This is a genomic window from Marinobacterium lacunae, assembly GCF_000705555.1.
Classification (GTDB): domain Bacteria; phylum Pseudomonadota; class Gammaproteobacteria; order Pseudomonadales; family Balneatricaceae; genus Marinobacterium_D; species Marinobacterium_D lacunae.
This window is the reverse complement of sequence record NZ_JMQN01000057.1, coordinates 105,901-129,882: the sequence shown is the minus strand read 5'-3', so window position 1 is coordinate 129,882 and position 23,982 is coordinate 105,901. Positions and strand designations below refer to the sequence as shown.

28 protein-coding genes and 2 tRNA genes are annotated in these 23,982 nt (G+C 54.1%); 26 read left to right on the top strand and 4 right to left on the bottom strand.

Features of this window, described 5'->3' with window-relative positions; translation table 11 throughout:
- Nucleotides 1-48: 48 nt before the first annotated feature.
- The 4 genes from fabV (at nucleotide 49) to ADIMK_RS18680 (ending at nucleotide 3,468) form a co-directional block, all read left to right on the top strand.
- Nucleotides 49-1,242, top strand: coding sequence for an enoyl-ACP reductase FabV (gene fabV / locus ADIMK_RS18695; protein WP_036191659.1), 1,194 nt, complete (start codon nucleotides 49-51; stop codon nucleotides 1,240-1,242).
- 127 nt (nucleotides 1,243-1,369) lie between these two features.
- Nucleotides 1,370-1,879, top strand: a complete 510-nt coding sequence (locus ADIMK_RS21505) for an META domain-containing protein (RefSeq protein ID WP_051693112.1) — start codon at nucleotides 1,370-1,372, stop codon at nucleotides 1,877-1,879.
- Between the two features lie 165 nt (nucleotides 1,880-2,044).
- On the top strand, nucleotides 2,045-3,142 hold the full coding sequence (gene hemH / locus ADIMK_RS18685) for a ferrochelatase (protein ID WP_036191251.1): 1,098 nt from the start codon (nucleotides 2,045-2,047) through the stop codon (nucleotides 3,140-3,142).
- A gap of 140 nt (nucleotides 3,143-3,282) precedes the next feature.
- On the top strand, nucleotides 3,283-3,468 hold the full coding sequence (locus tag ADIMK_RS18680) for a hypothetical protein (protein ID WP_036191249.1): 186 nt from the start codon (nucleotides 3,283-3,285) through the stop codon (nucleotides 3,466-3,468).
- 88 nt (nucleotides 3,469-3,556) lie between these two features.
- Here ADIMK_RS18680 and ADIMK_RS18675 read toward each other — a convergent pair whose 3' ends face one another.
- Both ADIMK_RS18675 and ADIMK_RS18670 read right to left on the bottom strand, forming a co-directional pair.
- Nucleotides 3,557-3,832 (bottom strand): hypothetical protein, encoded by a 276-nt coding sequence (locus tag ADIMK_RS18675; protein ID WP_036191247.1) that lies wholly within the window; start codon nucleotides 3,830-3,832, stop codon nucleotides 3,557-3,559.
- Between the two features lie 259 nt (nucleotides 3,833-4,091).
- Nucleotides 4,092-5,252 carry a GNAT family N-acetyltransferase gene (locus ADIMK_RS18670; RefSeq protein WP_036191654.1) on the bottom strand — a complete coding sequence of 387 codons (1,161 nt, stop codon included), beginning with the start codon at nucleotides 5,250-5,252 and terminating at the stop codon, nucleotides 4,092-4,094.
- A gap of 108 nt (nucleotides 5,253-5,360) precedes the next feature.
- Here ADIMK_RS18670 and ADIMK_RS18665 point away from each other — a divergent pair, with 108 nt between their 5' ends.
- The 19 genes from ADIMK_RS18665 (at nucleotide 5,361) to nadA (ending at nucleotide 19,488) form a co-directional block, all read left to right on the top strand.
- Entirely contained in the window at nucleotides 5,361-5,807 is a 447-nt protein-coding gene (locus ADIMK_RS18665; protein ID WP_036191246.1) for an HIT domain-containing protein, read from the top strand.
- Nucleotides 5,808-6,016: 209 nt separating this feature from the next.
- Entirely contained in the window at nucleotides 6,017-7,780 is a 1,764-nt protein-coding gene (gene aspS, locus ADIMK_RS18660) for an aspartate--tRNA ligase (protein WP_036191245.1), read from the top strand.
- A gap of 74 nt (nucleotides 7,781-7,854) precedes the next feature.
- Nucleotides 7,855-8,595 (top strand): YebC/PmpR family DNA-binding transcriptional regulator, encoded by a 741-nt coding sequence (locus ADIMK_RS18655; RefSeq protein WP_036191243.1) that lies wholly within the window; start codon nucleotides 7,855-7,857, stop codon nucleotides 8,593-8,595.
- Between the two features lie 144 nt (nucleotides 8,596-8,739).
- On the top strand, nucleotides 8,740-9,255 hold the full coding sequence (gene ruvC / locus ADIMK_RS18650; protein WP_036191242.1) for a crossover junction endodeoxyribonuclease RuvC: 516 nt from the start codon (nucleotides 8,740-8,742) through the stop codon (nucleotides 9,253-9,255).
- The gene (locus tag ADIMK_RS18645) at nucleotides 9,246-9,932 is read left to right on the top strand and encodes a trimeric intracellular cation channel family protein (RefSeq protein WP_231517091.1); all 687 of its coding nucleotides are present in this window, start codon (nucleotides 9,246-9,248) and stop codon (nucleotides 9,930-9,932) included. Before ruvC ends, ADIMK_RS18645 begins: the two co-directional genes overlap by 10 nt.
- A complete protein-coding gene (ruvA, locus tag ADIMK_RS18640; RefSeq protein ID WP_036191240.1) occupies nucleotides 9,929-10,555 on the top strand; it encodes a Holliday junction branch migration protein RuvA in 627 nt (208 codons plus the stop codon). Before ADIMK_RS18645 ends, ruvA begins: the two co-directional genes overlap by 4 nt.
- A gap of 16 nt (nucleotides 10,556-10,571) precedes the next feature.
- Nucleotides 10,572-11,588: a Holliday junction branch migration DNA helicase RuvB gene (ruvB, locus tag ADIMK_RS18635; protein WP_036191238.1), complete on the top strand. Its 1,017-nt coding sequence runs from the start codon at nucleotides 10,572-10,574 to the stop codon at nucleotides 11,586-11,588.
- A 106-nt stretch (nucleotides 11,589-11,694) separates the two neighbouring features.
- Entirely contained in the window at nucleotides 11,695-12,012 is a 318-nt protein-coding gene (locus ADIMK_RS18630; protein WP_036191237.1) for a TraR/DksA family transcriptional regulator, read from the top strand.
- A 73-nt stretch (nucleotides 12,013-12,085) separates the two neighbouring features.
- Nucleotides 12,086-12,493 (top strand): tol-pal system-associated acyl-CoA thioesterase, encoded by a 408-nt coding sequence (ybgC, locus tag ADIMK_RS18625; RefSeq protein ID WP_036191236.1) that lies wholly within the window; start codon nucleotides 12,086-12,088, stop codon nucleotides 12,491-12,493.
- A gap of 23 nt (nucleotides 12,494-12,516) precedes the next feature.
- A complete protein-coding gene (gene tolQ / locus ADIMK_RS18620) occupies nucleotides 12,517-13,194 on the top strand; it encodes a protein TolQ (RefSeq protein ID WP_036191235.1) in 678 nt (225 codons plus the stop codon).
- 11 nt (nucleotides 13,195-13,205) lie between these two features.
- Entirely contained in the window at nucleotides 13,206-13,631 is a 426-nt protein-coding gene (gene tolR, locus ADIMK_RS18615; protein ID WP_036191233.1) for a protein TolR, read from the top strand.
- A gap of 4 nt (nucleotides 13,632-13,635) precedes the next feature.
- Complete coding sequence (tolA, locus tag ADIMK_RS18610) at nucleotides 13,636-14,556, top strand: cell envelope integrity protein TolA (protein WP_051693111.1); 921 nt, start codon at nucleotides 13,636-13,638, stop codon at nucleotides 14,554-14,556.
- Nucleotides 14,557-14,558: 2 nt separating this feature from the next.
- A complete protein-coding gene (gene tolB, locus ADIMK_RS18605; protein ID WP_036191232.1) occupies nucleotides 14,559-15,851 on the top strand; it encodes a Tol-Pal system beta propeller repeat protein TolB in 1,293 nt (430 codons plus the stop codon).
- 158 nt (nucleotides 15,852-16,009) lie between these two features.
- Nucleotides 16,010-16,531, top strand: coding sequence for a peptidoglycan-associated lipoprotein Pal (gene pal / locus ADIMK_RS18600; protein WP_036191230.1), 522 nt, complete (start codon nucleotides 16,010-16,012; stop codon nucleotides 16,529-16,531).
- Nucleotides 16,531-17,352, top strand: coding sequence for a tol-pal system protein YbgF (gene ybgF, locus ADIMK_RS18595; protein ID WP_051693110.1), 822 nt, complete (start codon nucleotides 16,531-16,533; stop codon nucleotides 17,350-17,352). Before pal ends, ybgF begins: the two co-directional genes overlap by 1 nt.
- A 13-nt stretch (nucleotides 17,353-17,365) precedes the next feature.
- Nucleotides 17,366-18,049: a 7-cyano-7-deazaguanine synthase QueC gene (gene queC / locus ADIMK_RS18590; RefSeq protein WP_036191229.1), complete on the top strand. Its 684-nt coding sequence runs from the start codon at nucleotides 17,366-17,368 to the stop codon at nucleotides 18,047-18,049.
- A gap of 56 nt (nucleotides 18,050-18,105) precedes the next feature.
- Nucleotides 18,106-18,181 (top strand) — tRNA-Lys (locus ADIMK_RS18585).
- Nucleotides 18,182-18,222: 41 nt separating this feature from the next.
- Nucleotides 18,223-18,298 (top strand) — tRNA-Lys (locus ADIMK_RS18580).
- A gap of 146 nt (nucleotides 18,299-18,444) precedes the next feature.
- Nucleotides 18,445-19,488, top strand: a complete 1,044-nt coding sequence (gene nadA, locus ADIMK_RS18575; RefSeq protein ID WP_036191228.1) for a quinolinate synthase NadA — start codon at nucleotides 18,445-18,447, stop codon at nucleotides 19,486-19,488.
- A 51-nt stretch (nucleotides 19,489-19,539) separates the two neighbouring features.
- Here the strand turns inward: nadA and ADIMK_RS18570 are convergent, their stop codons facing one another.
- Complete coding sequence (locus ADIMK_RS18570; protein WP_081849865.1) at nucleotides 19,540-21,042, bottom strand: M48 family metalloprotease; 1,503 nt, start codon at nucleotides 21,040-21,042, stop codon at nucleotides 19,540-19,542.
- 30 nt (nucleotides 21,043-21,072) lie between these two features.
- Between ADIMK_RS18570 and ADIMK_RS21805 the strand changes: the two genes are divergently transcribed.
- Complete coding sequence (locus ADIMK_RS21805; RefSeq protein ID WP_231517090.1) at nucleotides 21,073-21,360, top strand: sulfurtransferase TusA family protein; 288 nt, start codon at nucleotides 21,073-21,075, stop codon at nucleotides 21,358-21,360.
- Nucleotides 21,353-22,432 (top strand): AI-2E family transporter, encoded by a 1,080-nt coding sequence (locus ADIMK_RS18565; RefSeq protein ID WP_036191227.1) that lies wholly within the window; start codon nucleotides 21,353-21,355, stop codon nucleotides 22,430-22,432. The genes ADIMK_RS21805 and ADIMK_RS18565 overlap by 8 nt, the downstream gene beginning before the upstream one ends.
- A gap of 26 nt (nucleotides 22,433-22,458) precedes the next feature.
- Here the strand turns inward: ADIMK_RS18565 and bcp are convergent, their stop codons facing one another.
- A complete protein-coding gene (gene bcp / locus ADIMK_RS18560; protein ID WP_036191225.1) occupies nucleotides 22,459-22,908 on the bottom strand; it encodes a thioredoxin-dependent thiol peroxidase in 450 nt (149 codons plus the stop codon).
- Between the two features lie 188 nt (nucleotides 22,909-23,096).
- On the opposite strand from bcp, the gene dapA reads away from it, so the two are divergent.
- Nucleotides 23,097-23,972 (top strand): 4-hydroxy-tetrahydrodipicolinate synthase, encoded by an 876-nt coding sequence (gene dapA / locus ADIMK_RS18555; RefSeq protein ID WP_036191223.1) that lies wholly within the window; start codon nucleotides 23,097-23,099, stop codon nucleotides 23,970-23,972.
- Nucleotides 23,973-23,982 lie beyond the last annotated feature (10 nt).

The following is a 23,982-nucleotide window of genomic DNA, read 5'->3' as shown; positions in this document are numbered from 1 at the left end:
GGGTATCTTAGCGGCCTTAAAACTCACTGGACACCGATACGACTGACGATGATTATCAAACCGAAAATCCGAGGCTTTATCTGTACCACTACTCACCCGACCGGTTGTGAAGCGAATGTGCGTGAGCAGATTGAATACACCCGTGCTCAGGGCAGCATCGAAAACGGACCCAAGAAGGTACTGGTTATCGGTGCATCCAGCGGCTACGGTCTTTCCTCCCGAATTGCAGCTGCGTTTGGCAGTGGTGCGGCCACCATCGGTGTGTTTTTCGAAAAGCCCGGTACTGAGAAAAAAACGGGTACGGCGGGTTGGTACAACGCGGCAGCGTTTGAGCGTCTGGCGCATGAGGCAGGGCTTTATGCCAAAAGCCTGAATGGTGATGCGTTTTCTCATGACGCTAAGCAGAAAGTCGTTGATCTGATAAAGGCAGACCTTGGTCAGGTCGATCTGGTTGTCTACTCGCTCGCATCGCCCGTGCGCAAGATGCCGGACACCGGTGAGGTGGTACGCTCGGCGTTAAAGCCCATAGGGGAGCCATACCGTTCCACTGCGATCGACACCAATAAGGATTGCATCATCGAGGCAGAAGTAGAGCCCGCAACCGAGCAGGAAGTTGCCGATACCGTAACCGTGATGGGCGGCGAGGATTGGGAGCTCTGGTTGAATGCGCTGCGTGAAGCCGATGTTTTGGCGCCGGGTTGCAAAACTGTTGCCTATAGCTATATCGGTACCGATATCACGTGGCCGATATACTGGCACGGTGCGCTGGGCAAGGCAAAGCAGGATCTGGATCGCGCTGCAAGTGAACTTAATACGGCATTGGCCGCCGATGGTGGTCAGGCCAACGTGGCAGTCCTCAAATCAGTTGTGACCCAGGCCAGTTCGGCTATTCCTGTAATGCCGTTGTACCTGTCCATGGTCTTCAAGGTAATGCGCGAAAAGGGTGTGCATGAGGGCTGCATGGAGCAGGTATATCGCCTGTTTGCGACCGGTCTCTACGGTGACTCGGCCGTTATCGACGATGGCAATCGATTCCGTATGGATGATTGGGAACTGAGGGACGATATTCAGCAGGCATGCCGCCAGCTGTGGCCTCAGGTTACCACTGAAAACCTGTTCGATGTTACCGACTATAAGCTTTACAAGGATGAGTTCCTGAAGCTGTTCGGATTTGGCATCGACGGCGTTGATTACGAAGCGGATGCTGATCCGCTGGTTGAGTTCGACGTTATCGATATTTAACGTCGAACTTTGAGGAAAGGGCGCTTTAAGCGCCTTTTCTTTTGCGCTTTTATTGTGAAAATCGCGCATTTGATGTTGCTGTGTAATAATTGGACGGTTAGTTCTAACAAGCCGAAGGAGTTGGCTGATGAATATCAGGATGATGCTTGCCTGTTTGTCTTTCCCATTGGTCGGGGCTCTGTCTGCCTGTTCGACCACCACTGTATCCAGTTTTCACCCTTCTGCGTCTGAAGGCGAACCGGTCGAAAGTCCGGAGCAGCTTGAGGGTGGATGGGTTGTTTACTCTATTGGTGAGCGCGAGGTCGAGGGGCGATATTCGCCTAGAATCGCCTTTGGTAAGCCTCAGCGTGTTGGGGGTATGGCCGGTTGCAATCGTTTTCTGGGTGACTATGAACTCGGTGCGGACGGTCGGTTGTCATTTGGCGATATGAAGCTCACACGACGCATCTGTGCGGACCCGATCATGCTTCAGGAGTCTTTGCTATTGAATCGTCTGCGCGGCGTTATGAGCGGTGTGGTTACCGCTGAGGGTGAGCTGCTGCTGTTTGGTGGGCAGGGTACGGCGCCGATTCGTATGCGTCCCGAGGCGATGAATGAGATAGGCAATGCAAGCAAGGCAGGCGATTCTCGCGGGTAGATAAATTGCCTGGGCTGTGACAATGGTCGTGATGCCTGACGGAGCTGATCCAAACGGCGGAGGTGCGCGTAAATGCCTGTTATTGTGGCGTCTGGCCGCGGTGGGGGCAATTTAAGTACACTATGCCCGCTTTCATTATCAGTTACCCGGAGACTCATACTCATCATGAAGTATCGCAGCGTTGAAGGCTCTGACGGTGGTCTTGTCCATCGGCGTGAAGATTCAATAGGCGTATTGTTGACCAACCTTGGAACGCCCGATGCCCCAACGCCTTCCGCTCTGCGTCGGTATCTTAAGGAGTTTCTCTGGGATCCTCGCGTCGTCGAGGTTCCAAGACCTGTCTGGTGGCTGATCCTGAATGGCATTATCCTCAATGTCCGGCCTCGCCGATCGGCTCAGGCCTACAAAAAGGTGTGGACCGATCAGGGATCTCCCCTGATGCTCTACACAAAGGCGCAAGCGCAGGCTTTGTCGGACCGTTTCTCGAATGAATCGGGTATGCCTGTTGTAGTCGATTTCGCGATGCGCTACGGGAATCCGTCAATTGAGTCAGTTATTCAGAAGATGCAGAGCCGGGGGGTAAGGCGTCTACTGGTACTGCCGCTTTATCCTCAGTACAGCGCTGCAACGACCGCGTCGACTTTTGATGCCTTGGCTGGGGATTTTACCCGGCGGCGCTGGCTGCCGGATTTGAGATTTGTATCTCACTATCATGATCATCCACTCTATATAGAGGCGATGGCTCGCTCTATCGAAAAATATTGGGAAACACACGGGCGGCCCGATCGCCTGTTGCTCTCTTATCACGGTGTTCCTGAGCGCTATCTGCATTCTGGCGATCCCTACTACTGTGAGTGTCGCGCGACTTCGCGTTTGCTGGCGAATCGGCTCGGCGTTGATGAGCAGTTTTGCCAGACGACATTTCAGTCGCGTTTCGGTCGCGAGGAGTGGCTAAAGCCCTATACGGACGAAACGCTGAAGTCATTGCCGGCGTCGGGTGTAAAGTCAGTGCATGTCTATTGCCCGGGTTTTGCATCGGACTGTCTTGAAACCATTGAAGAGATAGGCGAAGAGAATCGGGGGTATTTTCTGGATGCTGGCGGTGAATCCTTCGGATATATTCCTGCATTGAATGATCGTCCAGAGCATATCGACGCGCTTGAAGCGTTGATAAGAGAGCAGATGTCGGACTGGTTGCGGGTGGAGCGCCCTGATGCCAGTGCGCGGGCAACGCGGGCGTCAAGTGCAGGTGCTCCGGGCTGAAGGTTTCTCAGTTCTGAAATTCGTCACTAAAATGAATTTGATGGCATTGCCGTCCCGCGCTGCATGTGCACAATAGAGACGTAACCGTCGGTGATCATACCGAAGGTGCGTAGCCCTTAACTCTGCGAGGAGGCCGCATCATGAGCAACACCACTCCCCATCCAAAGTTTATGGAAGCCATGCGAAAGCTCTCAGCTATGACTGAAGAGGAGCGGCTGTCTGAAGCGAATAAAGAGCTATTTGAACAGGCGATGAAATACGCGCCTCTGGATATTCAGCCTGCACTGATAGCCATTCAGAAGAAATATGAGGTGTCGGTACACTAACGCTTCATGTTGTTGGGATTTATGTAGGCAAAAACGCGCCCCGCTTTAGCGGGGCGTTTGCGTTATGCATCGATGTCACGTCTCGGCGTTAAGCGACAGCGGAGTGGCTGTGTGCCGGATGGGTGGCAATAAAGTGCTGAAGTACAGCTCTTAGTACTCGTTCCCTTTCGTGATTGCCTGCACGGCGGGCATCATTGATATCGTCCAGTATGATCTGTCTGATTTTCTGTTCCCCGTCATGGGTGACCAGATAGTGACCGAGCGCCATAGCAATCATGGTATCCATATGCTCATGCTCAGCGATGGCCGCAATCTCCTCTTCGGTCAGCTCAGACATCGCCAGACACTCTTCATAGGTCAACATCTTTGGGCCTCCTTTGCGCACGGGCGCTTTTTTATGAGGGTTTTAAGGTTGCTCTGCGATTCTTAGTCTAGGGCAAGAGCAAGCTGTCGCCATGGACGGGAGTGGACCTTTTTTCATGGATTTCTGGATCGAACAAACGCGCTTCATGCTGCGCCTGCACGAAAAATTCGTGCAAAACGCACATGGCGTTGAATTCTAATGGGTTTGGCGGTTTGCAGGTGCGGTGGCCTATTGCGCGTATGAGTTCAGGCAGCAATGCCTATTGTTGATCTGGATCACTGCCGTCGGTGCCGCCTGTTCGAAAGGGCAGTCCTGAGGAGAGTAGCGCCATTTCGTCTCTCAACAGGGATTGCTCTTCGTTCAGAAAGTTGGTTAGTGCGGGATGAAAGCCTTTCTCGCGCAACCAGTGAACGGACCAAGTCTCGATCGGCTCAAACCCTCTTTGGATTTTGTGTTCTCCCTGAGCGCCGGGGTCGAACCGCTTAAGCCCCTGTTCGATGCAGTACTCGATACCCTGGTAGTAACAGGTTTCGAAGTGGAGGCTATCGAAATCTTCACTGCATCCCCAGTATCGACCATAAAGGCATGTGCTGCTCTTTAAAGACAGGGCGCATGCCACGTCTTCATCGTCGTAGCTGGCCATGACAAGAACCAGGTGTTCGGGTATCCATTCAAGTAGCAAGTCGAAAAAAGACCGTGCCAGATAGCCCTGCATGCCTCGTTTGCGATAGGTGCGCTGATAGAATCGGTAGAAAGTGTCGAGCTGCGTCTTCTCGATATGTGTGCCTTCAATCGTGACGAGCGAGATGCCCTGATTCTGTACTTTCTCTCTTTCCTTGCGGACATTCTTGCGCTTGCGCGAGGTAAAGTGAGCCAGATAGTGCTCGAATGATCGATAGCCTTTATTGAACCAGTGGTATTGAGTTCCAAGGCGGACCATGAAGTCTGCCTCTTTGAAGGCTGAAAGGGTGTCGGGCTCTACAAAAAGCCCATGCCATCCCGATGCGTTAAATCGCTGAGCAATCAGTTGTACTGCTTCGCCAATGATGGGGGTTATTTGTGCGGACGTTAACGATGATCCGAATCGGGGCCCCGTCGCCGGTGTGAAGGGGATGGCGGTCAGGAGCTTTGGGTAGTATTCGATACCATGACGCTGCCAGGCATCGGCCCAGGCCCAGTCGAAGACATATTCACCCCAAGAGTGGCTTTTAAGGTACAGGGGCATCACACAGACAAGCTTGTCTTCCATCCGGATGCTGATATGAATCGGTTGCCAGCCTGTCTCCGGGGTTACGCTGCCAGACCTTTCGAGCGCACTCAGAAACTCATGGCGCAGGAAAGGGTAGTCCGTACCGCATAGGGCGTTCCATTCGGCGCAAGGTATTTCATCGATGGCGTTGTGGACGTGGATCTCTGGCATTTTGTGTCCGGTGTCTTGGCCTATACTCATTAGGCAGTTAGTCTGGTTTCCGGCTGACCTGTGTTCAGCCGTATTTATTCACATTTATGAATGGCTATCTGGAGCATTATGGACGAACTGGAACTGGAATTTGAACTCGATCCGCGATTGGTGGCGGATACTTTCGATCTGGGTGCCTTTCCTTTGTGCCAGCTATTGCTGATGAATGACACCAATTACCCCTGGTTTATTTTGGTGCCGCGCCGGGCGGGTGTGACTGAGATCTATCATCTGTCGCAAGAGGAGCGGGAGCAGTTGATGCGTGAGTCGAGCTTTCTGGCGGAGAATCTGGCCGATCTGTTTCAGGCGCGCAAAATGAACATCGCAGCATTGGGTAACATGGTGCCGCAACTTCATCTCCATCACGTGGTGCGCCAGGAGAGCGATCCGGCATGGCCGCATCCAGTATGGGGCAGGGTGCCGGCGAAGCCCTATAGCGATGAGGAGATGGCAAATATTCGTGAGCGCCTCTGCCGGCTGCTGAGTGATGAGCTGAGTTTTTGTCCAAGTCCCTGATTTGCGATACAGGCCCTGTCAGGGCCCTGTAAATCGAGTATAATTCCCGCCTTTCAATGCACGGGGAGCCCTGTCTGTTGCCGCGTCGGTGGTTTTTTTCATCAATCACGCGCAGTGGAGGCAGTTTGAGCACGCTTCGGACCCCGCTGTGCCCACGTTTATGCGCCCGCGTTGCGGGCGCGCATGTTTAAAAACAGGATAGAGAGACTATGCGCAGCCATTATTGCGGCGATCTTAGAAAAGAGCATATCGGTGAAGATATTGTCCTGACGGGGTGGGTGCACCGCCGTCGTGACCATGGTGGTGTGATCTTTCTGGATGTTCGCGATCGTGAAGGGATCGCTCAGGTCGTATTTGACCCGGATCGTGAAGAGAGCTTCAAGCTGGCTGACAGTGTCCGTAACGAGTATGTCATCGAGATTCACGGCACGGTACGTGCACGTCCGGCTGGCACCGAAAATCCTGAAATGTCGACCGGTGCCGTGGAAGTTCTGGGTAAGCAGCTGCGGATTCTGAACCGTGCCGAGACGCCTCCGTTCCAGCTGGATGAGCATCAGCAGGTGGGTGAAGACGTCCGCCTGCGTCACCGCTATATCGATCTGCGTCGTCCGGAAATTCAGCAAAAGCTGCGTTTCCGCTCGAAGGTCACTCACGCCGTGCGTAATTACCTGGAAGAGAATGGTTTTCTGGATATCGAGACACCGATTCTGACCCGTGCGACCCCCGAAGGCGCGCGCGATTATCTGGTACCGAGCCGCACGCACGAAGGTTGTTTTTTCGCGTTGCCGCAATCGCCGCAGCTGTTCAAACAGCTGCTGATGGTGTCCGGTTTCGACCGTTACTACCAGATCGCCAAGTGCTTCCGCGACGAAGACCTGCGCGCCGACCGTCAGCCTGAGTTTACTCAGATCGACATCGAGACCTCCTTCCTTGGTGAGCAGGAGATCATGGGTCTGGCCGAAGGAATGGTGCGTAAGCTGTTCCGTGAGTTGCTGGATATCGATCTGGGTGACTTCCCGACCATGCCGTATTCCGAAGCGATGCTGCGTTACGGTTCAGATAAGCCGGATCTGCGCATCCCGCTGGAGCTGGTCGATGTGAACGATCTGGTGGCGGACGTGGACTTCAAGGTGTTTGCAGGCCCCGCCAAGGACCCGAAAGGCCGTGTCGCTGCACTGAAAGTGCCCGGTGGCGCAGAGTTGACCCGAAAAATCATCGATGACTACACCAAATTCGTCGGTATCTACGGCGCGAAAGGCTTGGCTTGGATCAAGGTCAACGCTCTGGAAAATGGCGCGGAGGGGCTTCAGTCTCCGATCGTCAAGTTCCTGGGTGAAGAGGTTGCGCTGAAGGTCATGGAGCGTCTTGGTGCGAAGAACGGCGATATCGTGTTCTTCGGTGCTGACAAGGCGAAGATCGTCAATGAGGCGCTCGGTGCGCTGCGTATCAAGGTCGGGGAAGACATGAACCTGATCGAAAAGAACTGGGCGCCGCTGTGGGTTGTCGACTTCCCGATGTTCGAAGAGCTGGACGACGGCAGCCTGACCGCTCTGCACCACCCGTTTACAGCACCTAACTGCTCGCCCGAACAGCTGATCGAACAGCCGGAAGGTAAGCTCTCGCGTGCGTATGACATGGTGCTGAACGGTACTGAGCTCGGCGGCGGATCTGTTCGTATTCACGACCAGAGCATGCAGCGTGCAGTATTCAAAGTGCTGGGCATCAGCGATGAAGAGGCCGAAGAGAAATTCGGCTTCCTGCTCAACGCACTGAAGTATGGTGCGCCTCCTCACGGTGGTCTTGCCTTTGGTCTGGATCGCTTGATCATGCTGATGACAGGCTCCACCTCAATTCGTGAAGTCATCGCCTTCCCGAAAACTCAGAGTGCTGCGTGTCTGCTGACCGACGCACCGGGAGAGGTCGGGGCCACACAGTTGCGTGAGCTGAACATCAAGCTGCGTAAAACCCCCTGATTGTTCGGGTCGTAACCAGATAACTGCAATACCAGAGGCCGCTTGCGGCCTCTTCAGATTATTGAGGACGTGTTATGGCAGGTCATTCAAAATGGGCCAACATCAAACACCGTAAGGCGGCACAGGACGCCAAGCGTGGAAAAATCTTCACTAAGCTGATTCGAGAATTGACCGTTTCGGCAAAAGAGGGTGGTGGCAACCCTGAAGATAACCCGCGTTTGCGCGCGGCTGTCGATAAGGCGCTCGGCGCAAACATGAAGCGTGACACCATCGATAAAGCCATTCAACGTGGTGCAGGTGGTGCAGATGGTGAGAACTATGACGAACTCACCTACGAAGGCTATGGCAGCAACGGTGTGGCGATTCTGGTTGAATGTATGACCGATAACGTCAATCGAACCGTGTCTCAGGTGCGTGCTGCCTTCAACAAGTATGGCGGCAACCTGGGCACCAATGGCTCGGTCTCTTACCTGTTCGACAAGAAGGGGCAGCTCAGCTACGAAGAGGGCGTCGATGAAGACGCGCTGATGGAGGCCGCCCTTGAGGCGGGTGCGGACGATGTGATAACCAACGACGATGGTTCCATCGATGTGTTCTGCGCCTGGCAGGATTTCATGGATGTGAAGCAGGCGTTGGTGGATGCTGGCTTCGAGCCGGCTCTGGCTGAGGTCGGCATGATCCCCCAGACGTCCGTCGAACTGGATGTCGACGCCGGGCGTAAGGTGATGAAGCTGATAGATGCACTCGAGGATCTTGATGATTCTCAGAACGTCTATCACAACGCCGACATACCTGAAGAGGCGATGGAAGACTGAGCCAGATACAGTAGCCTCAGTTACTGTTGAGCAAGCCGGGGCCAAGTGCCCCGGTTTTTCTTGCTGGCTTAAGAATCACCAAAGGGCAGGGATGTAGATCGGTGTGGGTGGTATGATCACGCTAACCTCAGAGCAGATGGCGATATGCTGATATTGGGAATAGATCCGGGTTCGCGGATAACCGGGTACGGCGTGATCAATGTGAATGGTCCGCGAAATGAATATGTAGCCAGTGGATGCATTCGTATCCGTGGTGAAGAGTTGGCGGACCGGCTTAAGCAGGTATACGCCGGCGTCTCCGAAATCATCGAGCGCTATTCGCCGCAAGAGATGGCGATAGAGCAGGTGTTCATGGCGCGCAATGCTGACTCCGCGCTAAAGCTCGGGCAGGCACGGGGGGTTGCGGTTGTAGCGGGTGCCAATGCCGGTCTGCCGGTGGCCGAGTACGCTGCCCGAAAGGTTAAGCAGTCTGTCGTCGGTAACGGTGGGGCCGACAAAACGCAGGTGCAGATCATGGTGGCGCATCTGCTCAAACTGCCAGGCTTGCCCCAGGCGGATGCTGCAGATGCATTGGCTATAGCGCTCTGTCATGCCCATAGTCGCACTCAACAGATTGCAATGGCAGGAAGTCGAAAGGTTGTAAGAGGGCGGTGGCAGTGATCTATCACGAGTTCATTTACATTGCAGACCTCTTGGGTGTTGCGGTTTTTGCAGTCACCGGTGCAATCGCAGCGCCAGGCAAGCGGCTGGATATTTTAGGGGTGATCGTGCTCGGTATAGTGACCTCACTAGGTGGCGGCACTATTCGTGATATTTCGCTCGATCTTCACCCCGTGGTATGGGTTGAGGATACAACCTATCTCTGGGTAGCAATCGGCAGTTCGGTTGCAGCTTTTTTTGCCTCCAGGCATATCAGTTCGCCAAGGCGTTCTCTGCTTTTTCTGGATGCCCTCGGATTGGCGTTGTTCAGTATCTTGGGCTTGCAGAAAGCGCTGGCGGCAGGAGCACCCGAGGAGGTCGCAGTGATGATGGCTGTGATCACAGGGGTTGCCGGCGGTATGATTCGCGATTTGTTGACGGGGCAGATTCCACTGGTGCTCCAAAGGAACGGTGAGCTTTACGCGACCTGCGCCCTTCTTGGGGCGCTCGCCTATATCTTCGCATACAGTCGGCTGGGCGAGGCGAGCCCCTGGCTCGATATCAGCACCATGGCCATCATTTTCATATCGCGCATGGCATCGCTGGTGGCCGGCTTGCAACTGCCTGAATTTATTGTGCGCGGTCATCGATTGGAATCGCCGGCCGAAGCACGCAATATGGAGAGCAAAGAACTGTGATAGGGCGTTTGACGGGAGAGGTGGCGGACAAACAGCCGCCCAGGTTGCTGCTGGATGTGCATGGCGTCGGTTATGAGCTTGAGGCATCGATGAATACTTTTTACAAGCTTCCGGCAATTGGCGAGCGGGTGACACTGCATACCCACATGGTCGTGCGTGAGGACGCTCAGCTTCTATACGCGTTTATCGACGCCAAAGAGCGGGTTCTGTTTCGCGCTCTGATCAAAACTAATGGGGTTGGGCCCAAACTTGCGTTGGCAATATTATCCGGAACCAGTTGCGACGAGTTTATTCGCTGTGTGCATAACGAAGACAGTGCAACGCTGGTGCGGATTCCCGGGGTTGGCAAGAAAACGGCCGAACGCCTGATCGTGGAGATGAAAGACAAGCTTGATCGGCTTGAACTGCCGACTATGACCGAGTTCCAGTTGGACTCCCCAGGTGGGGCTTCCCGGGTTGCGGTCGCCGATAACCGTGCGGAGGCTGAAAGTGCGCTGGTGGCGTTGGGGTACAAGCCTGTGCAGGCAACGCGCGCGGTCGAACAGGCGGCATCAGAGCTTGGTGAGGGGGCTGTCGTCGAAGAGTTGATTCGACTGTCACTTAAGTCCATGGTGAGCGGCTGAGCGGAGTACCGATTGAATGAAGATTGAAGCTGATCGTTTTATCAGTCCAGTAGCGATGCCGGCGGAAGAGGTGCAGGACCGCGCCGTTCGGCCCAAGCTGCTTGAGGACTACCATGGCCAGCCACGCGTACGCGAGCAGATGGAGATCTTTATTCATGCGGCCCGAAAACGTAATGAGGCGCTGGATCATACGCTGATCTTTGGACCGCCCGGGTTGGGCAAGACGACATTGGCCAATATTATCGCCAATGAGATGGGCTCCCAGATTAAAACGACTTCGGGGCCGGTGTTGGAAAAGGCCGGAGATGTGGCCGCGCTTCTGACCAACCTTGAGCCCAACGACGTGCTGTTTATCGATGAGATACATCGCCTCAGTCCCAATGTGGAGGAGGTTTTGTATCCGGCGATGGAAGACTATCAGCTTGATATCATGATTGGTGAAGGGCCGGCCGCGCGCTCTATAAAGATCGATCTGCCGCCCTTTACGTTGGTAGGTGCCACGACCCGTGCAGGCCTGCTGACCTCTCCGCTTCGCGACCGTTTTGGTATTGTGCAGCGTCTGGAGTTCTACAGCGTTGAGGATTTGACGCGTATTGTCATGCGCACTGCTGAGTTGTCATCGACGCCTATTGAAGAGGCCGGAGCCCTGGAGGTCGCCTGCCGGTCCCGCGGTACCCCCCGTATTGCCAATCGATTGTTGCGACGTGCTAGGGACTACGCCGAGGTGCGAGGGGAGGGAAACATTACCCGTCAAATTGCCGATCTCGCTTTGAATATGCTTAATGTGGATGAGCGTGGATTCGATCATATGGATCGCCGTCTTCTGCTGGCGATGATAGAGAAATTCGGCGGCGGACCTGTTGGCGTCGACAACTTGGCTGCGGCGATAAGCGAGGAGCGGGATACCATCGAGGATGTGCTGGAGCCCTACCTGATACAGCAGGGCTTCATCATGCGTACGCCTCGCGGAAGGGTAGTGACGGACCATGCCTATCTGCACTTCGGTATTGAAAAACCTGCGCGCGATCAATAGATCGCAAAGTAGTATCGCGATGCGTAAGAAACGCTGACAAATATCAAAGCACGCTTTTCGGCGCCTGCTAGTATCTGCTTAAAAGTGGCTTTGGCAGGCTAGTCCCGTGAATCGATCCGATCTCAACAATTTGCGACACTCTCTAGAGCAGCTGCGGGCTGAGTTGGATGCGGACCTCAGTGCAATCTCCCCGGCTATGATTAGCGGTAATCTGGCCAGGGATGCTGCAGACGAGCTGGTTTATCAGATTCAGAGAGACCTTCAGCGAGTAGATGCAGCGCTTGAACGCATCGATACCGGCCTTTACGGGTACTGTGTTGGCTGCGGTGAAGAGATCGAAATGAACCAGCTTCGTGCCGACCCATCTACCAGTTTTTGCCTCTCCTGTAACAGTCGAGTTAATCGGCGCGCCTCCTGTAAATAAAGGCTTCGGCCCCGCTTGTATAAAATTTTGCGCCTGCTATTGTGTGCCTTCATTCACCATGCTGGGTTGATTGATGGCGTTTGAATGGCCGTTGCGCGTCTATATTGAAGATACTGATTTTGGTGGCATTGTTTATTATGTGAACTATCTCAAGTTCATGGAGCGAGCGCGTACCGAAATGCTACGGCAGCACGGGTACTCTCAGCAGCGATTGGCTGAGGATTTTTGCCTGTTTGTCGTGCACAGTGTCGAAAGCCGTTATCTAAAACCCGCCCGTCTTGATGATGAACTTATTGTCCATAGCGCCATCGAAGAGGCTGGCGCTGCGAGTCTTATCTTTAACCAAACGATTCTCGACAGCCATTCAGGGCAGGTGCTCTGTGAAGGGCGCGTTCGGGTTGCGTGTGTTAACAGTCAGACTTTCAAGCCAAGACGCTGGCCCCGTGAGCTGGTGATGGCGCTGAATAATATGCCGGATTGATTGTTCGTATTTAGGAGAAGTAAGTGGAAGACAAGTTGTCGATCTGGGGCCTGGTACTCAATGCCAGTTTTGTCGTTCAGCTGGTTATGCTGATGCTGCTGCTGGCGTCGTTTCTCTCCTGGGTGATGATTTTTCAACGCCGACAGGTCCTGCGCAGAGCACAGAATACACTGCGTGATTTTGAAGACAGATTCTGGTCCGGTATCGATTTAAGTCATCTTTACCGAGAGGTCAACAATGCGCCGGATCAGGCATGTGGGGCGGAGAATATTTTTCGTGCAGGCCTCAAGGAGTTTACCCGACTGACCAAGCAGCCCGGTGTTGATCCTGACGTTGTTATGAACGGCGTGCAGCGTAGTATGCGTGTCTCTTTGGCACGCGAAGAGGAGCGTCTGGAACGGCATTTGCCATTTTTGGCGACTGTAGGTTCGACCAGCCCCTATATCGGTTTGTTCGGGACTGTATGGGGCATTATGAATGCGTTCCGTGGACTGGCAAACGTCCATCAAGCCACCCTGGCTTCGGTTGCTCCGGGTATTTCTGAAGCGCTCGTTGCAACAGCGATGGGGCTCTTTGCCGCCATTCCGGCCGTTATCGCCTATAACCGTTTTTCGGCGAAGTCTGAGTGGTTGCTCAATAGTTACGAAACATTTGCCGATGAATTTGCCAGCATTCTGTATCGGCGAGTACATGCGGCCTGAGGTTGTCTAGGATGAGCGGGATCGGGCGCACACGAAAGAAGCGCAAACTCAACGCTGAAATTAACGTTGTTCCCTATATCGATGTCACCATGGTGCTATTGATCATATTCATGGTCACCGCGCCGATGCTTACGCAGGGTATCGATATAGACTTGCCGCAAACCTCAGCAGAACCGGTGAGTACAGAGGATGACGAGCCTCTTATTGTGTCTGTCGACAAGAAGGGGGCGTACTACATCAATGTAGGTGGCGAAGATGAAACTACCCCCATATCGGCGCAGGAAGTGGCAGACCGAGTAGGCAAAGTGCTTAGCGTTAAGCCGGATAAGTTGTTGCTGGTCAGGGGTGATCGAGACGTCAACTATGATGCCGTCATTCAGCTTATGGTCCTGCTGAAGGGGGCCGGAGCCTCCAGTGTCGGACTGGTGACGGAGTGATGTAGTGGATATTCGCAGTTATGGGTTGCCGACCCTGCTTGCGACATGTCTGCATGTCGTTGTTCTGGGGGCGCTGCTCAATCACTGGATAGGTGACGTTGAGCCGGAGAGACGTTCGGTGCCTCACATCCAGGCTCGCATGATCGATCTGGAGTCGTTCAGTCAGCAGGTGGCGCCTCCTGCGCCTGCGCCAACGCCAGACGATAAGGCTGAGCAAAGGCAGGCGGCAGAAAAGGCTGCGCAGGAAAATGCGCGGAGAGAGGCCGAAACGGCACGCCAGCAAGAGCTCAAAAAGCAGAAGGCGGCAGAAGAGGCGCAGCGCCAGAAACAGGTAGCTGAACAAAAGCGGAAAGCCGATGAGGCCGCCAAAAAGAAACAGGCTGAACTTGAAGCCAAGAAAAAGGCCGAAGCATTAGCGAAGCGCAAAGCTGAAGAGGCTGCCAAGAAACAGGCGCAGGCAAAGAAAGAAGCTGAACAGAAGGCCAAGGCCGAGGCTGCAGCAAAGGCTAAAGCCGAGGCGCAGGCTAAAGCCAAGGCAGAAGCAGCGGCAAAAGCGCAGGCCGAGGCTGCCGCCAAGGCGAAGGCGGCTGAGCAGGCGCGTCAGGCTGCCCAGCAGCGCGCTGAATCAGTTGTAGGGGATATTCAGGGGTACATGCAGGCCCTGATTCAGAGGAACTGGTTGGTGCCAAAGACGGCCCGAAACGGTATGGAGGCCGTTGTGGCGATTCGACTTCTAGGTAATGGTGAAGTCGACCAGGCCAGCATTTACAAAAGTAGCGGCGATGCGGCGTTTGATAATTCGGCATTGCAGGCTGTTTACAGGACTGAGCGTTTCGAGCGTGTGGCGGAAGTTGACCCCATACTGTTTGAGCGTCGATTAAGGTCAATACACATAGTGTTCAGGCCGGAGGGACTGAGGTGGTAAATATGAGACAGATGCTGATCACGATCTGCTTGATGTTTTTGGCAGTCAGTGCGCGTGCCGAGTTAGTCGTTGAGGTCACCCAGGGGGTTGAGGCTCCGACGCCAGTTGCAGTTGTGCCGTTTGGTTGGAGTGGTGGGCAAGCGCTGTCTGAAGATGTAGCAGAGATCGTGGGGCAGGATCTGGCCCGAAGCGGATTTTTCAAGGCGTTGCCGCGCACCAGTATGCTTGGGTTTCCAACCCGGCAGTCAGAGGTGTTTTTTCGCGACTGGCGGGTAACCGGCGCTGACTACATCGTCATCGGTCGCATTGAGCCCGGTGAAGGTGGGCGCGTTGCCATACAGTTCGAACTGTACAACGTGCTCAAGGAGCAGCGTGTTATCGGACAGAGAGTCGAGAGTGACGTTAACCACCTGCGAGATGCCGCTCACTATATTTCAGACCAGATTTTCGAAGCACTGACGGGGCTGAAAGGTGCCTTCTCCACGCGTATCGTCTATGTCACGGCCGAGCGGTTGGGTAATCAGAATGCGCGTTATCGGTTGCAGCTGGCTGACTGGGATGGCGCCCGTCCTCGCACCATTCTTGAATCCAAAGAACCGATCATGTCGCCGTCCTGGTCCCGTGACGGTCGTAAGCTGGCATATGTGTCTTTCGAGTCGGGCCGTCCGGCGATTTATGTGCAATACCTCGCAACGGGTAAGCGCGAGCGTATTCAGTCGTTTCAGGGTCTGAACGGTGCGCCAGCCTGGTCGCCCGATGGTAACCGGATGGCGCTGGTGCTGTCCAAGGATGGTAACCCGGAAATATACGTGCTGGATTTGGTGACGCGCCAGTTGCAGCGTATTACGCGGCACTACAGCATCGATACGGAGCCGACATGGACGCCGGACGGCAAGGCAATATTGTTTACCTCCGACCGTGGTGGACAGCCCCAGATCTATAAACTTGATCTGGCCAGCCGAAATCTCGAAAGGCTCACCTACGAGGGTAACTATAATGCCCGCGGGCGCCTCACGCAGGATGGTCGTTTTCTGGCGATGGTGCATCGCCCACAAGGGTCGGATTTCACTATCGCGGTGCAGGATTTGAAAACAGGGCGTCTGGATATACTGACGCAGGCTGGATTGGAAGAGTCGCCCAGTATTGCACCTAATGGCAGCATCATCATTTATGCGACTCAGGAAAATGGGCGTGGGGTGCTGTCTGCGGTATCTCTGGATGGTCAGGTACGGTTTAGAATGCCCAATCAGGGCGGTGATGTGCGAGAACCTGCCTGGAGTCCGTATTTGAACTAACGAATTTGCAATCTGTTGCTCAGGGGAGACGTTCCTTTGGGGGCTGAATTGAGGTGCCATCTTTTTGTTTTGGCGCCTCTTGCAAAGCGCTAATGCGAAGATTAGCGTAATCAACAATTTGTGTGGTCGTAAACCTTAGCCTTAATTAGGAGAGTTAAATGCGAGCGTTGAACGTAATGAAAGCAGCCGCCCTCGGTGCAGCCGTTATCTGGGCGGCCGGTTGTAGCACCACTAGCACGACCACTGATGCCGGTGATGCCGGTATGTCTGGGCAGGATGGTAGCGCTAACGCCTATGGCTCTAACGGTGCGGGTGTAAGCGGAAGCGATATGACTGATGTAAATCAGCTTCAGACCGTGTTCTATTTCGACTTTGACCAGTCAGTTGTCAAGCAGGACGGTTTTGCCGATCTGGAAGCGCACGCGCGTTACCTCGCGTCTCATCCGTCAGCGTCTGTTCGCCTTGAAGGCCATGCGGACGAGCGCGGTACTCGCGAATACAACATCGCCCTGGGTGAACGTCGTGCACAGTCTGTAGAGCGCCTGTTGGTTGTGAACGGTGCTTCTGCTTCTCAGATCGAGACTATCAGCTACGGCGAAGAGAAGCCGGCAGTCATGGGTCAGGGTGAAGCATCCTGGGCTCAGAATCGTCGTGTTGAGTTGAAATACGTTTCTCGCTAATGATTGAAAAAATCATACCCGCGGTATCGCTGCTGTGCCTGACGCTAGCGTCAGGCACAGCGGCTGCCGCCACTGTTACGCAGATTCCCGTCACTGAAGTCCAGTCTGGTGGGGTGCAACGTGGTGGATACTCACAGTCCGGACAGAGCGAGCTTTTGTTGCTGGTTCAACAGCTACAGGAAGAGGTTCGACAGCTCCGTGGCGTGGTTGAAACCCAGCAGCACAAAATTGACCGTATGGAACGGGAGCAGCGTGACCGCTACCGCGATATCGATCGTAGAGTCAGCGCCTTGATCACAGCCGCGGCGAACGATCCGATGGCGGGTGATACATCAGCAACGGGATCAGTAGCCCCTGACGATGCATCGGCCGTGGGCGAAACGCCCGTACCGGCTCCATCTGAGTCAGTCAAAGCGGTTACTTCTGCCGGGCAAACTGGGCAAACTGGGCAACTTGGCGATCAGGAAGCCTATCAGAGTGCGTTTCAGCTGGTTCGGGAACGAAAGTTCTCCGAATCCAAAGCGGCCTTTGAGCAATTTATAAGCGATTACCCGAATAGTCGTAATGCTGCCAATGCCTACTATTGGATAGGTGAAATTGACTTGGCTCAGCAGTCGTTGGAATCGGCAAAGAACGCCTTCAAAAGGGTGGTCGACCAGTATCCGCAACATGCCAAAGTACCCGATGCCATGTATAAATTGGGCGTGGTAGAGGACAGGTTGGGGAATATCGAAGCTGCGCGGCAGGCTTTTCAACGCCTGATCGAACTGTATCCACAGAGTTCAGCTGCGGGCCTCGCGCGGAATTACTCGTCACGTTAAAACAGGTTATTCGATGAAAGACTCGCAGAAACGAGCCGTGGTGTTGTTATCCGGCGGTCTCGATTCAGCAACGGCGCTGGCCATTGCGAAATCACGTGGCTACAGCTGCCATGTACTTAGCTTTGATTACGGCCAGAGATCACAGACCGAGCTGAATGCAGCGCGCAGTATCGCGCAGGATATGGACGTTACAGAACACCGTGTATTGCGTCTGAATCTTGAAGATTTCGGTGGTTCGGCACTGACCGATACCTCCATTGATGTGCCTGATGGGGAAACAGAAGGCATACCGGTGACGTATGTGCCTGCCCGCAACACCGTGTTTCTTTCGTTGGCGTTGGGTTGGGCTGAAGTACTGCATGCAGAAGCCATTTTTATTGGTGTAAATGCAGTCGATTACTCGGGATACCCGGATTGTCGCCCGGAATTTATTGAAGCCTTTGAAAAGATGGCTAACCTTGCCACACGCAACGGCGTGAGTGGTGAACCGATCCATATCGAAACGCCATTGATAGACCTGACCAAGGCTGAAATCATCAAGGCTGGGTTGGCGCTGGGCGTCGACTACAGCAAAACATTGTCCTGTTATCAGGCGGATGATCAGGGGCGCGCCTGTGGTCATTGCGACAGTTGTCGCCTGCGAGCTAAAGGGTTCGCTGATGCAAGGGTCGAAGATCCTACACCATATGTCGTTTAATTGAATTTAGGGGTTGCCTTTCGCGCCTGTCTGCGTAAAATGCGCAGCCCTACGGCGGGTCGTTAGCTCAGTTGGTAGAGCAGTTGGCTTTTAACCAATTGGTCATAGGTTCAAGTCCTATACGACCCACCATTTCCTGCCTTAAAACAGGCCGTTCGCCTGTTGTCCGCAGCGGGTCGTTAGCTCAGTTGGTAGAGCAGTTGGCTTTTAACCAATTGGTCATAGGTTCAAGTCCTATACGACCCACCATTTTTTCGATTTTCCATTAACTCGGGTTGGGCTGTACCACCAAAGGGAATCGTTTTTGGGGCGGTCTGTCTAACGTATTGTTGTGGTATACTTTGCGCCTCTCCGAAATTCCGCTCAGTTACTCTAGTTAAACGAAGAAAGAGCCTATGTTGACCAAGCCTGAAATTGACGACCGAATACTCGTTCAGGAGCATTTCGCCCAGGAACATATGCCATCAGCTCTGAGTCCCGAGCAGATCGAGTCCTACACTCAGCGCATTCAGTCGTTGCTGAAAGAGAAAGATGCCTGTTTGGTGGCGCATTACTATACCGACCCTCTGGTTCAGGCGCTTGCAGAGAAGACCGGCGGTCTTGTAGCCGATTCGCTGGAGATGGCGAGATTCGGGGCACGTAGTTCTGCCAGTACATTGATCGTGGCAGGTGTTCGCTTTATGGGCGAAACCGCCAAGATTTTGAGCCCTGAGAAGCGTGTGTTGATGCCCACTATCGAGGCTACCTGCTCACTTGATCTGGGATGTCCTATTGAGGAGTTTTCAGCCTTCTGTGACGAGCATCCAGATCATGAGGTTGTGGTATATGCCAATACCTCGGCGGCGGTTAAGGCCCGGGCGGATTGGGTCGTGACCTCCAGCATCGCATTGCAGGTTGTCGAGCATCTCGCCGATCAGGGTAAAAAGATCATTTGGGCACCTGATAAGCATCTTGGCGCCTACGTTCAAAAACAGACTGATGCTGAAATGCTGCTGTGGGACGGCGCTTGTATCGTTCACGAAGAGTTCAAGGCGAAAGGGCTCAAGGACCTCAAGCAGGTCTATCCGGATGCCGGTATTCTTGTGCACCCCGAGTCACCGGAATCGGTTATTGAGCTGGCTGATGCGGTTGGTTCGACGTCGCAGTTGATCAAAGCTGCACAGGAGTTGCCGCACTCGATGTTCATCGTGGCGACAGATCGCGGAATCTTTTACAAGATGCAGCAGGCGGCTCCCGGAAAAACCTTTATTGAGGCCCCTACGGGTGGCAGTGGTGCAACCTGCCGGAGCTGCGCTCACTGTCCGTGGATGGCGATGAATGGCTTGGATAATATCCTGCAGGCACTGGAAACCGGTCGAGACGAGATCGAGGTGTCATCAGATCTGGTCGAGCGCGCCAGGCTGCCTTTGCAGAGAATGTTGGATTTTCAGGCACGTTAAAAGCGTGTAGTTAAAAAAGCCCGCTTCTGGCGGGCTTTTTCTTTACCGGATTCAGGATAGGGTGTCTTTCATCTCCCGGCGCACGGCTTTGATTTCCTGCTCTTTCTGATCCAGTCTGGCCTGATCAATATGGCTGAGGTTGCGCTCACGTCGCGCGAACTCTACTTGTCTTAACGCAAGGTCCATTTGGCCGGTCAACATAAAGTATTGGATTCTGGCCAAATGGACCGCGTTGATCTGTCCGTTCAGGCCCTCGGTTTCCGCCAGCTGAAACCAGAAATCGACGTCGTTGGGGAAGTCTTGTGTAAGCTCTCGCAGGACATTAACTGCTTTCTGGTATTGGCCAGCCTGACGCGCGGTAAGTGCGTATCGGTAACGAACGGGCATGCTGTCGGGATAGAGCGCCACGAGCTCCTCGGCAAGCGATAGCGCTTTGGGGGTGTCTCCCTCACTTAACAGAAGATCAAGTTCACTAAGGCGCACATAAGGGTGCTGACGCCAATTGTTGGGCAGGGCCTTAAGTGCGCTACGAGCCTCCTTGGGCTTGTTGAGTGCTATCGCGGTGAGCAGGGCGCCGAAGTAGTCCTTGGGTTTGCCTTCCTGTTTGACATCATCGTTGAACTGTTCGTGCAGCTGGCCAAGATTTTGGGAATAGTGCACGCGCAAACGCTGTCTTACGAGATCGTAGATGAAGCCTTCATGGAGGGCGGAAGGTTTAGGCAGTGTCGCTGCTCGGTTTAGCGAGTCGGCGATCCTGGACTCGGTGACCGGGTGGGTGAGCAAAAATTCGGGGGTACGTTGTCCTGCGAAACGATATGACTTTTGCAGCCTTGAAAACATACCAGGCATTGCGTAAGGGTCATAGCCGCTTGCGAGCAGAGTTTGCATACCGATCCGGTCGGCCTCCTGTTCGTTTCGGCGGCTAAATGCCAGCTGGGCGGATGCTGATCCGGCCAACGTCGACGTCAGAGCGGCAGTACCTGCTTGACCATCGGCAGAAGCGAGGAGAATGCTGGCCAGCACGCCTGCGAGCATCAGTGGCCGGTTTTTGCGACTCTCTTCCAGCCGTTGGGCATAGTGGCGCTGGCTGAGATGAGCAAGTTCATGGGCGATTACAGAGGCGGTTTCGGCTTCGGATTCCGCTGCCATGATAAGGCCTGCGTTGATTCCGATAACGCCGCCGGGTACGGCAAACGCGTTAAGGTTTTCATTATCGAGCACGACCAGTTCGAGCCGTCGATCACTCAATTGGCTGTTGGCTGCAATTTGCCAAAGCAGATCATGAAGGTACTGCTTTACGACGGTGTCGTTGAGTAGTTTGGCCTGTCCGCGCAGAGTTCTGACCCAACTGCGGCCCAGCCTATATTCGTCCTCAAGACTTAGTGTGCTGGAGGTTGAGTCCGTCAGCACCGGTAGCGCTGTATCGGCTTGCGCGGACTGAGGTGGAAGAATTAGCGATACTGCAAGTGCGGCGGTTATAAAGCAAGAGGTGCTCGCGCCGCGAAACTTGGCTGCATTAAATTGACGTCGAATCTGGTATAAAGTGCGTCGCATAAAGCTCTTCATCGATCGGAGGTAGTAAGTTTGGTACAGCCAATTCCCGCTGATTCGGATATCTCCCGCGTGCTTGATGCCAGCGGCTTAAGTTGTCCGCTTCCGCTGCTTAAGGCCAAGCAGGCGCTTAACCAGATGGCACCCGGCGAAGTGTTGAAGGTTATCGCAACTGATGCCGGATCCGTAAGGGATTTTCGTGTCTATGTAGAGCATAGCGACCATCAAATGCTGGATTCGTTCACTGATGGCGAACATTACATCCATGTTATAAAGCGCGGACCATCTGCTCGGGTAGGGGGCAAAACGCCGAATGCGTAAAATTCTCAACAAATGGATCGATCAGTATTTTTCCGATGAAGAGGCGCTGTTTCTTTTCATCATACTGGTTGCGAGTCTGGGGGTCGTGGTGTTCCTCGGTGCGCCTTTGGCTCCGGTCTTTGCCAGTTTAATTCTGGCGTTCCTGATGCAAGGGCTGGTGACCTGGCTGCAAAGTCGTGGTCTTCCACATTTGCCCTCGGTCATCTTGGTGTTTCTTGTCTTTGTCGGGTTCGTGGCGGCTTTTCTCCTCTTTGTTATGCCGATTGCATGGCGGCAGCTGGTTAACCTGTTCAACGAGTTGCCCAGAATGGTAGGGCAGGTGCAGAACCTGCTTCTGCTTCTGCCCCAAAAGTACCCTAACCTGGTGTCTGAAGATCAGATTCGTCAGTTGATCGGCGTCGCCGCGACCGAATTGAGTCGCCTTGGGCAGTGGGTTGTCACCTTTTCGCTAAACTCGTTGACCGGTATTGCCGCTTTGGCAATCTACCTGGTTCTGGTGCCGATTCTGGTGTTCTTCTTTCTGAAGGATTCAGACTCCATGTTGTCCTCGTTTTCTGCATTTCTGCCTGACAAACGTCAAATGATGACGCGTATTTGGCATGAGATGGATATTCAGATCGCAAACTATGTGCGCGGTAAAGCGATCGAAATTTTGATAGTGGGTGGGGTTACCTGGATAACCTTCGTGTTACTGGGTATCAACTATGCAGCGCTGTTGGCGCTGATGGTTGGACTATCGGTGTTGATTCCCTACATTGGGGCGGCGTTAGTGACTTTGCCGATAGCTTTGATCGCCTTTTTCCAGTGGGGCTGGGGGTCGGAGTTTATGTGGTTAATGGTCGCCTATGCGGTTATTCAGGCTCTTGACGGGAATGTTCTTGTGCCACTGCTGTTCTCGGAGGCTGTTAACCTTCATCCGGTCTCAATTATCGTGTCGGTGCTGATTTTTGGCAGTCTGTGGGGGTTTTGGGGGCTGTTTTTCGCAATTCCGCTGGCTACCCTGGTGAAGGCTATTTTCAATGCTTGGCCGAGCGTTAGGGAGACCGAGAGGCTGGAGCACAGCCACAACTGAGGGTGTGCTCCAGGACGCTGGGCAGATTAGTCGACCAGGATCTGAGCTGCGTGCTCCTTGGTCTTTACCTTCTTGATGACATCGGTAATCGTGCCATTTTCGTCGATCACGAATGTGGTGCGAACTGTGCCCATGTACTCCTTGCCGTAGTTCTTCTTGAGTTGCCAGGTCCCGTACAGTTCGTGTACTGCATTGTCGGTGTCGGCGATCAGGGGGAAGGGTAGGTCGTATTTGGCAATAAAGTTTTGATGTTTTTTCTCGTTGTCCGTGCTCACGCCAATGACTTGGTAACCTTGGGACTGCAGGCGCTCGTAATTATCGCGCAGGTCGCACGCCTGTGCGGTGCATCCGGGGGTGTTGTCGCGGGGGTAGAAGTAGAGCACGACCTTTTGGCCGCGGAACTGGCTCAGTGTAATGGGGTCTCCATTTTGGTCCACAGCATTAAAATCCGGGGCTGGCTGTCCTGCTTCAAGCATCCTGTTACTCCTTGAATGATCGATCTGTTGTGAAAAGTGGCGCGACCCACTACGCTAGCAAGCGCTAATTCGTTTAAAATGCCAGCCTTTTACGATATCAAAAGCCTGTCGGATCTCAATCGGTCGCGCGGTTGTTCCTTCGGCAAGGCGACAGTACCATACTCGGGCTCAAGTTGATGGAGAGACAGATGATTCGCGGCAGTATTGTAGCGCTCGTGACCCCTATGCATGCTAACGGCGATGTCGATTGGGACGCGCTGGACAGGCTGGTCGACCTCCATCTGGAGAAGGGCACGGCGGCTATCGGGGCCGTGGGGACGACAGGGGAGTCAGCAACCCTCGACTACGACGAACACCTTGAAGTGATCAAGCGCACCGTTGAGCGTGTTGCCGGACGAGTGCCGGTTGTGGCCGGTACCGGTGCCAACTCGACTCGCGAAGCGATTGAAATGACCCAGCGGGCCAAAAGTGTAGGTGCCGATTACAGCCTCCTGGTAACGCCTTACTACAACCGTCCGACTCAGGAAGGCATGTATCAACACTTCCGAGCGATTGCTGATGCTGTCGACATCCCGCAAATACTCTATAACGTTCCGAGCCGCACAGGCTGCGACATGAAGCCGGAAACGGTTTTCCGCCTTGCAGACCATCCCAACATCGTTGGCATCAAGGAAGCGACAGGGGATCTGCAGCGTGCTCGCGAGTTGATTGGCAATGTTCCTTCGGATTTCGCCGTTTACTCCGGCGATGACGCCACCGCCATCGAACTGATCCTTCTCGGCGGTCAAGGCAATATATCCGTAACTGCAAACGTTGCACCTGGTCAGATGGCTGAACTCTGCCGTTTGGGTCTTGAGGGCAAGGCAGAAGAAGCGCGTGCGTTGCAGCAGACGTTAATGCCTTTGCACACAAAGCTTTTCGTAGAGCCCAACCCGATACCGGTCAAGTGGGCGATGTATGAAATGGGTCTGATCGAGCGTGGTATCCGCCTGCCTTTGACGGTATTGGCCGAGCAGTTTCATGAGGAAGTTCGTAACGCGCTGCGCGAAAGCGGCGTCATCTGACAGGCAGGGA

Coding starts and splice junctions, on each gene's coding strand:
- fabV (WP_036191659.1), top strand. CDS start 49: ATGATTATCAAACCGAAAATCCGAGGCTTTATCTGTACCACTACTCAC.
- ADIMK_RS21505 (WP_051693112.1), top strand. CDS start 1,370: ATGAATATCAGGATGATGCTTGCCTGTTTGTCTTTCCCATTGGTCGGG.
- hemH (WP_036191251.1), top strand. CDS start 2,045: ATGAAGTATCGCAGCGTTGAAGGCTCTGACGGTGGTCTTGTCCATCGG.
- ADIMK_RS18680 (WP_036191249.1), top strand. CDS start 3,283: ATGAGCAACACCACTCCCCATCCAAAGTTTATGGAAGCCATGCGAAAG.
- ADIMK_RS18675 (WP_036191247.1), bottom strand. CDS start 3,832: ATGTTGACCTATGAAGAGTGTCTGGCGATGTCTGAGCTGACCGAAGAG.
- ADIMK_RS18670 (WP_036191654.1), bottom strand. CDS start 5,252: ATGCCAGAGATCCACGTCCACAACGCCATCGATGAAATACCTTGCGCC.
- ADIMK_RS18665 (WP_036191246.1), top strand. CDS start 5,361: ATGGACGAACTGGAACTGGAATTTGAACTCGATCCGCGATTGGTGGCG.
- aspS (WP_036191245.1), top strand. CDS start 6,017: ATGCGCAGCCATTATTGCGGCGATCTTAGAAAAGAGCATATCGGTGAA.
- ADIMK_RS18655 (WP_036191243.1), top strand. CDS start 7,855: ATGGCAGGTCATTCAAAATGGGCCAACATCAAACACCGTAAGGCGGCA.
- ruvC (WP_036191242.1), top strand. CDS start 8,740: ATGCTGATATTGGGAATAGATCCGGGTTCGCGGATAACCGGGTACGGC.
- ruvB (WP_036191238.1), top strand. CDS start 10,572: ATGAAGATTGAAGCTGATCGTTTTATCAGTCCAGTAGCGATGCCGGCG.
- ybgC (WP_036191236.1), top strand. CDS start 12,086: ATGGCGTTTGAATGGCCGTTGCGCGTCTATATTGAAGATACTGATTTT.
- tolR (WP_036191233.1), top strand. CDS start 13,206: ATGAGCGGGATCGGGCGCACACGAAAGAAGCGCAAACTCAACGCTGAA.
- tolB (WP_036191232.1), top strand. CDS start 14,559: ATGAGACAGATGCTGATCACGATCTGCTTGATGTTTTTGGCAGTCAGT.
- pal (WP_036191230.1), top strand. CDS start 16,010: ATGCGAGCGTTGAACGTAATGAAAGCAGCCGCCCTCGGTGCAGCCGTT.
- ybgF (WP_051693110.1), top strand. CDS start 16,531: ATGATTGAAAAAATCATACCCGCGGTATCGCTGCTGTGCCTGACGCTA.
- queC (WP_036191229.1), top strand. CDS start 17,366: ATGAAAGACTCGCAGAAACGAGCCGTGGTGTTGTTATCCGGCGGTCTC.
- nadA (WP_036191228.1), top strand. CDS start 18,445: ATGTTGACCAAGCCTGAAATTGACGACCGAATACTCGTTCAGGAGCAT.
- ADIMK_RS18570 (WP_081849865.1), bottom strand. CDS start 21,042: ATGCGACGCACTTTATACCAGATTCGACGTCAATTTAATGCAGCCAAG.
- ADIMK_RS18565 (WP_036191227.1), top strand. CDS start 21,353: ATGCGTAAAATTCTCAACAAATGGATCGATCAGTATTTTTCCGATGAA.
- bcp (WP_036191225.1), bottom strand. CDS start 22,908: ATGCTTGAAGCAGGACAGCCAGCCCCGGATTTTAATGCTGTGGACCAA.
- dapA (WP_036191223.1), top strand. CDS start 23,097: ATGATTCGCGGCAGTATTGTAGCGCTCGTGACCCCTATGCATGCTAAC.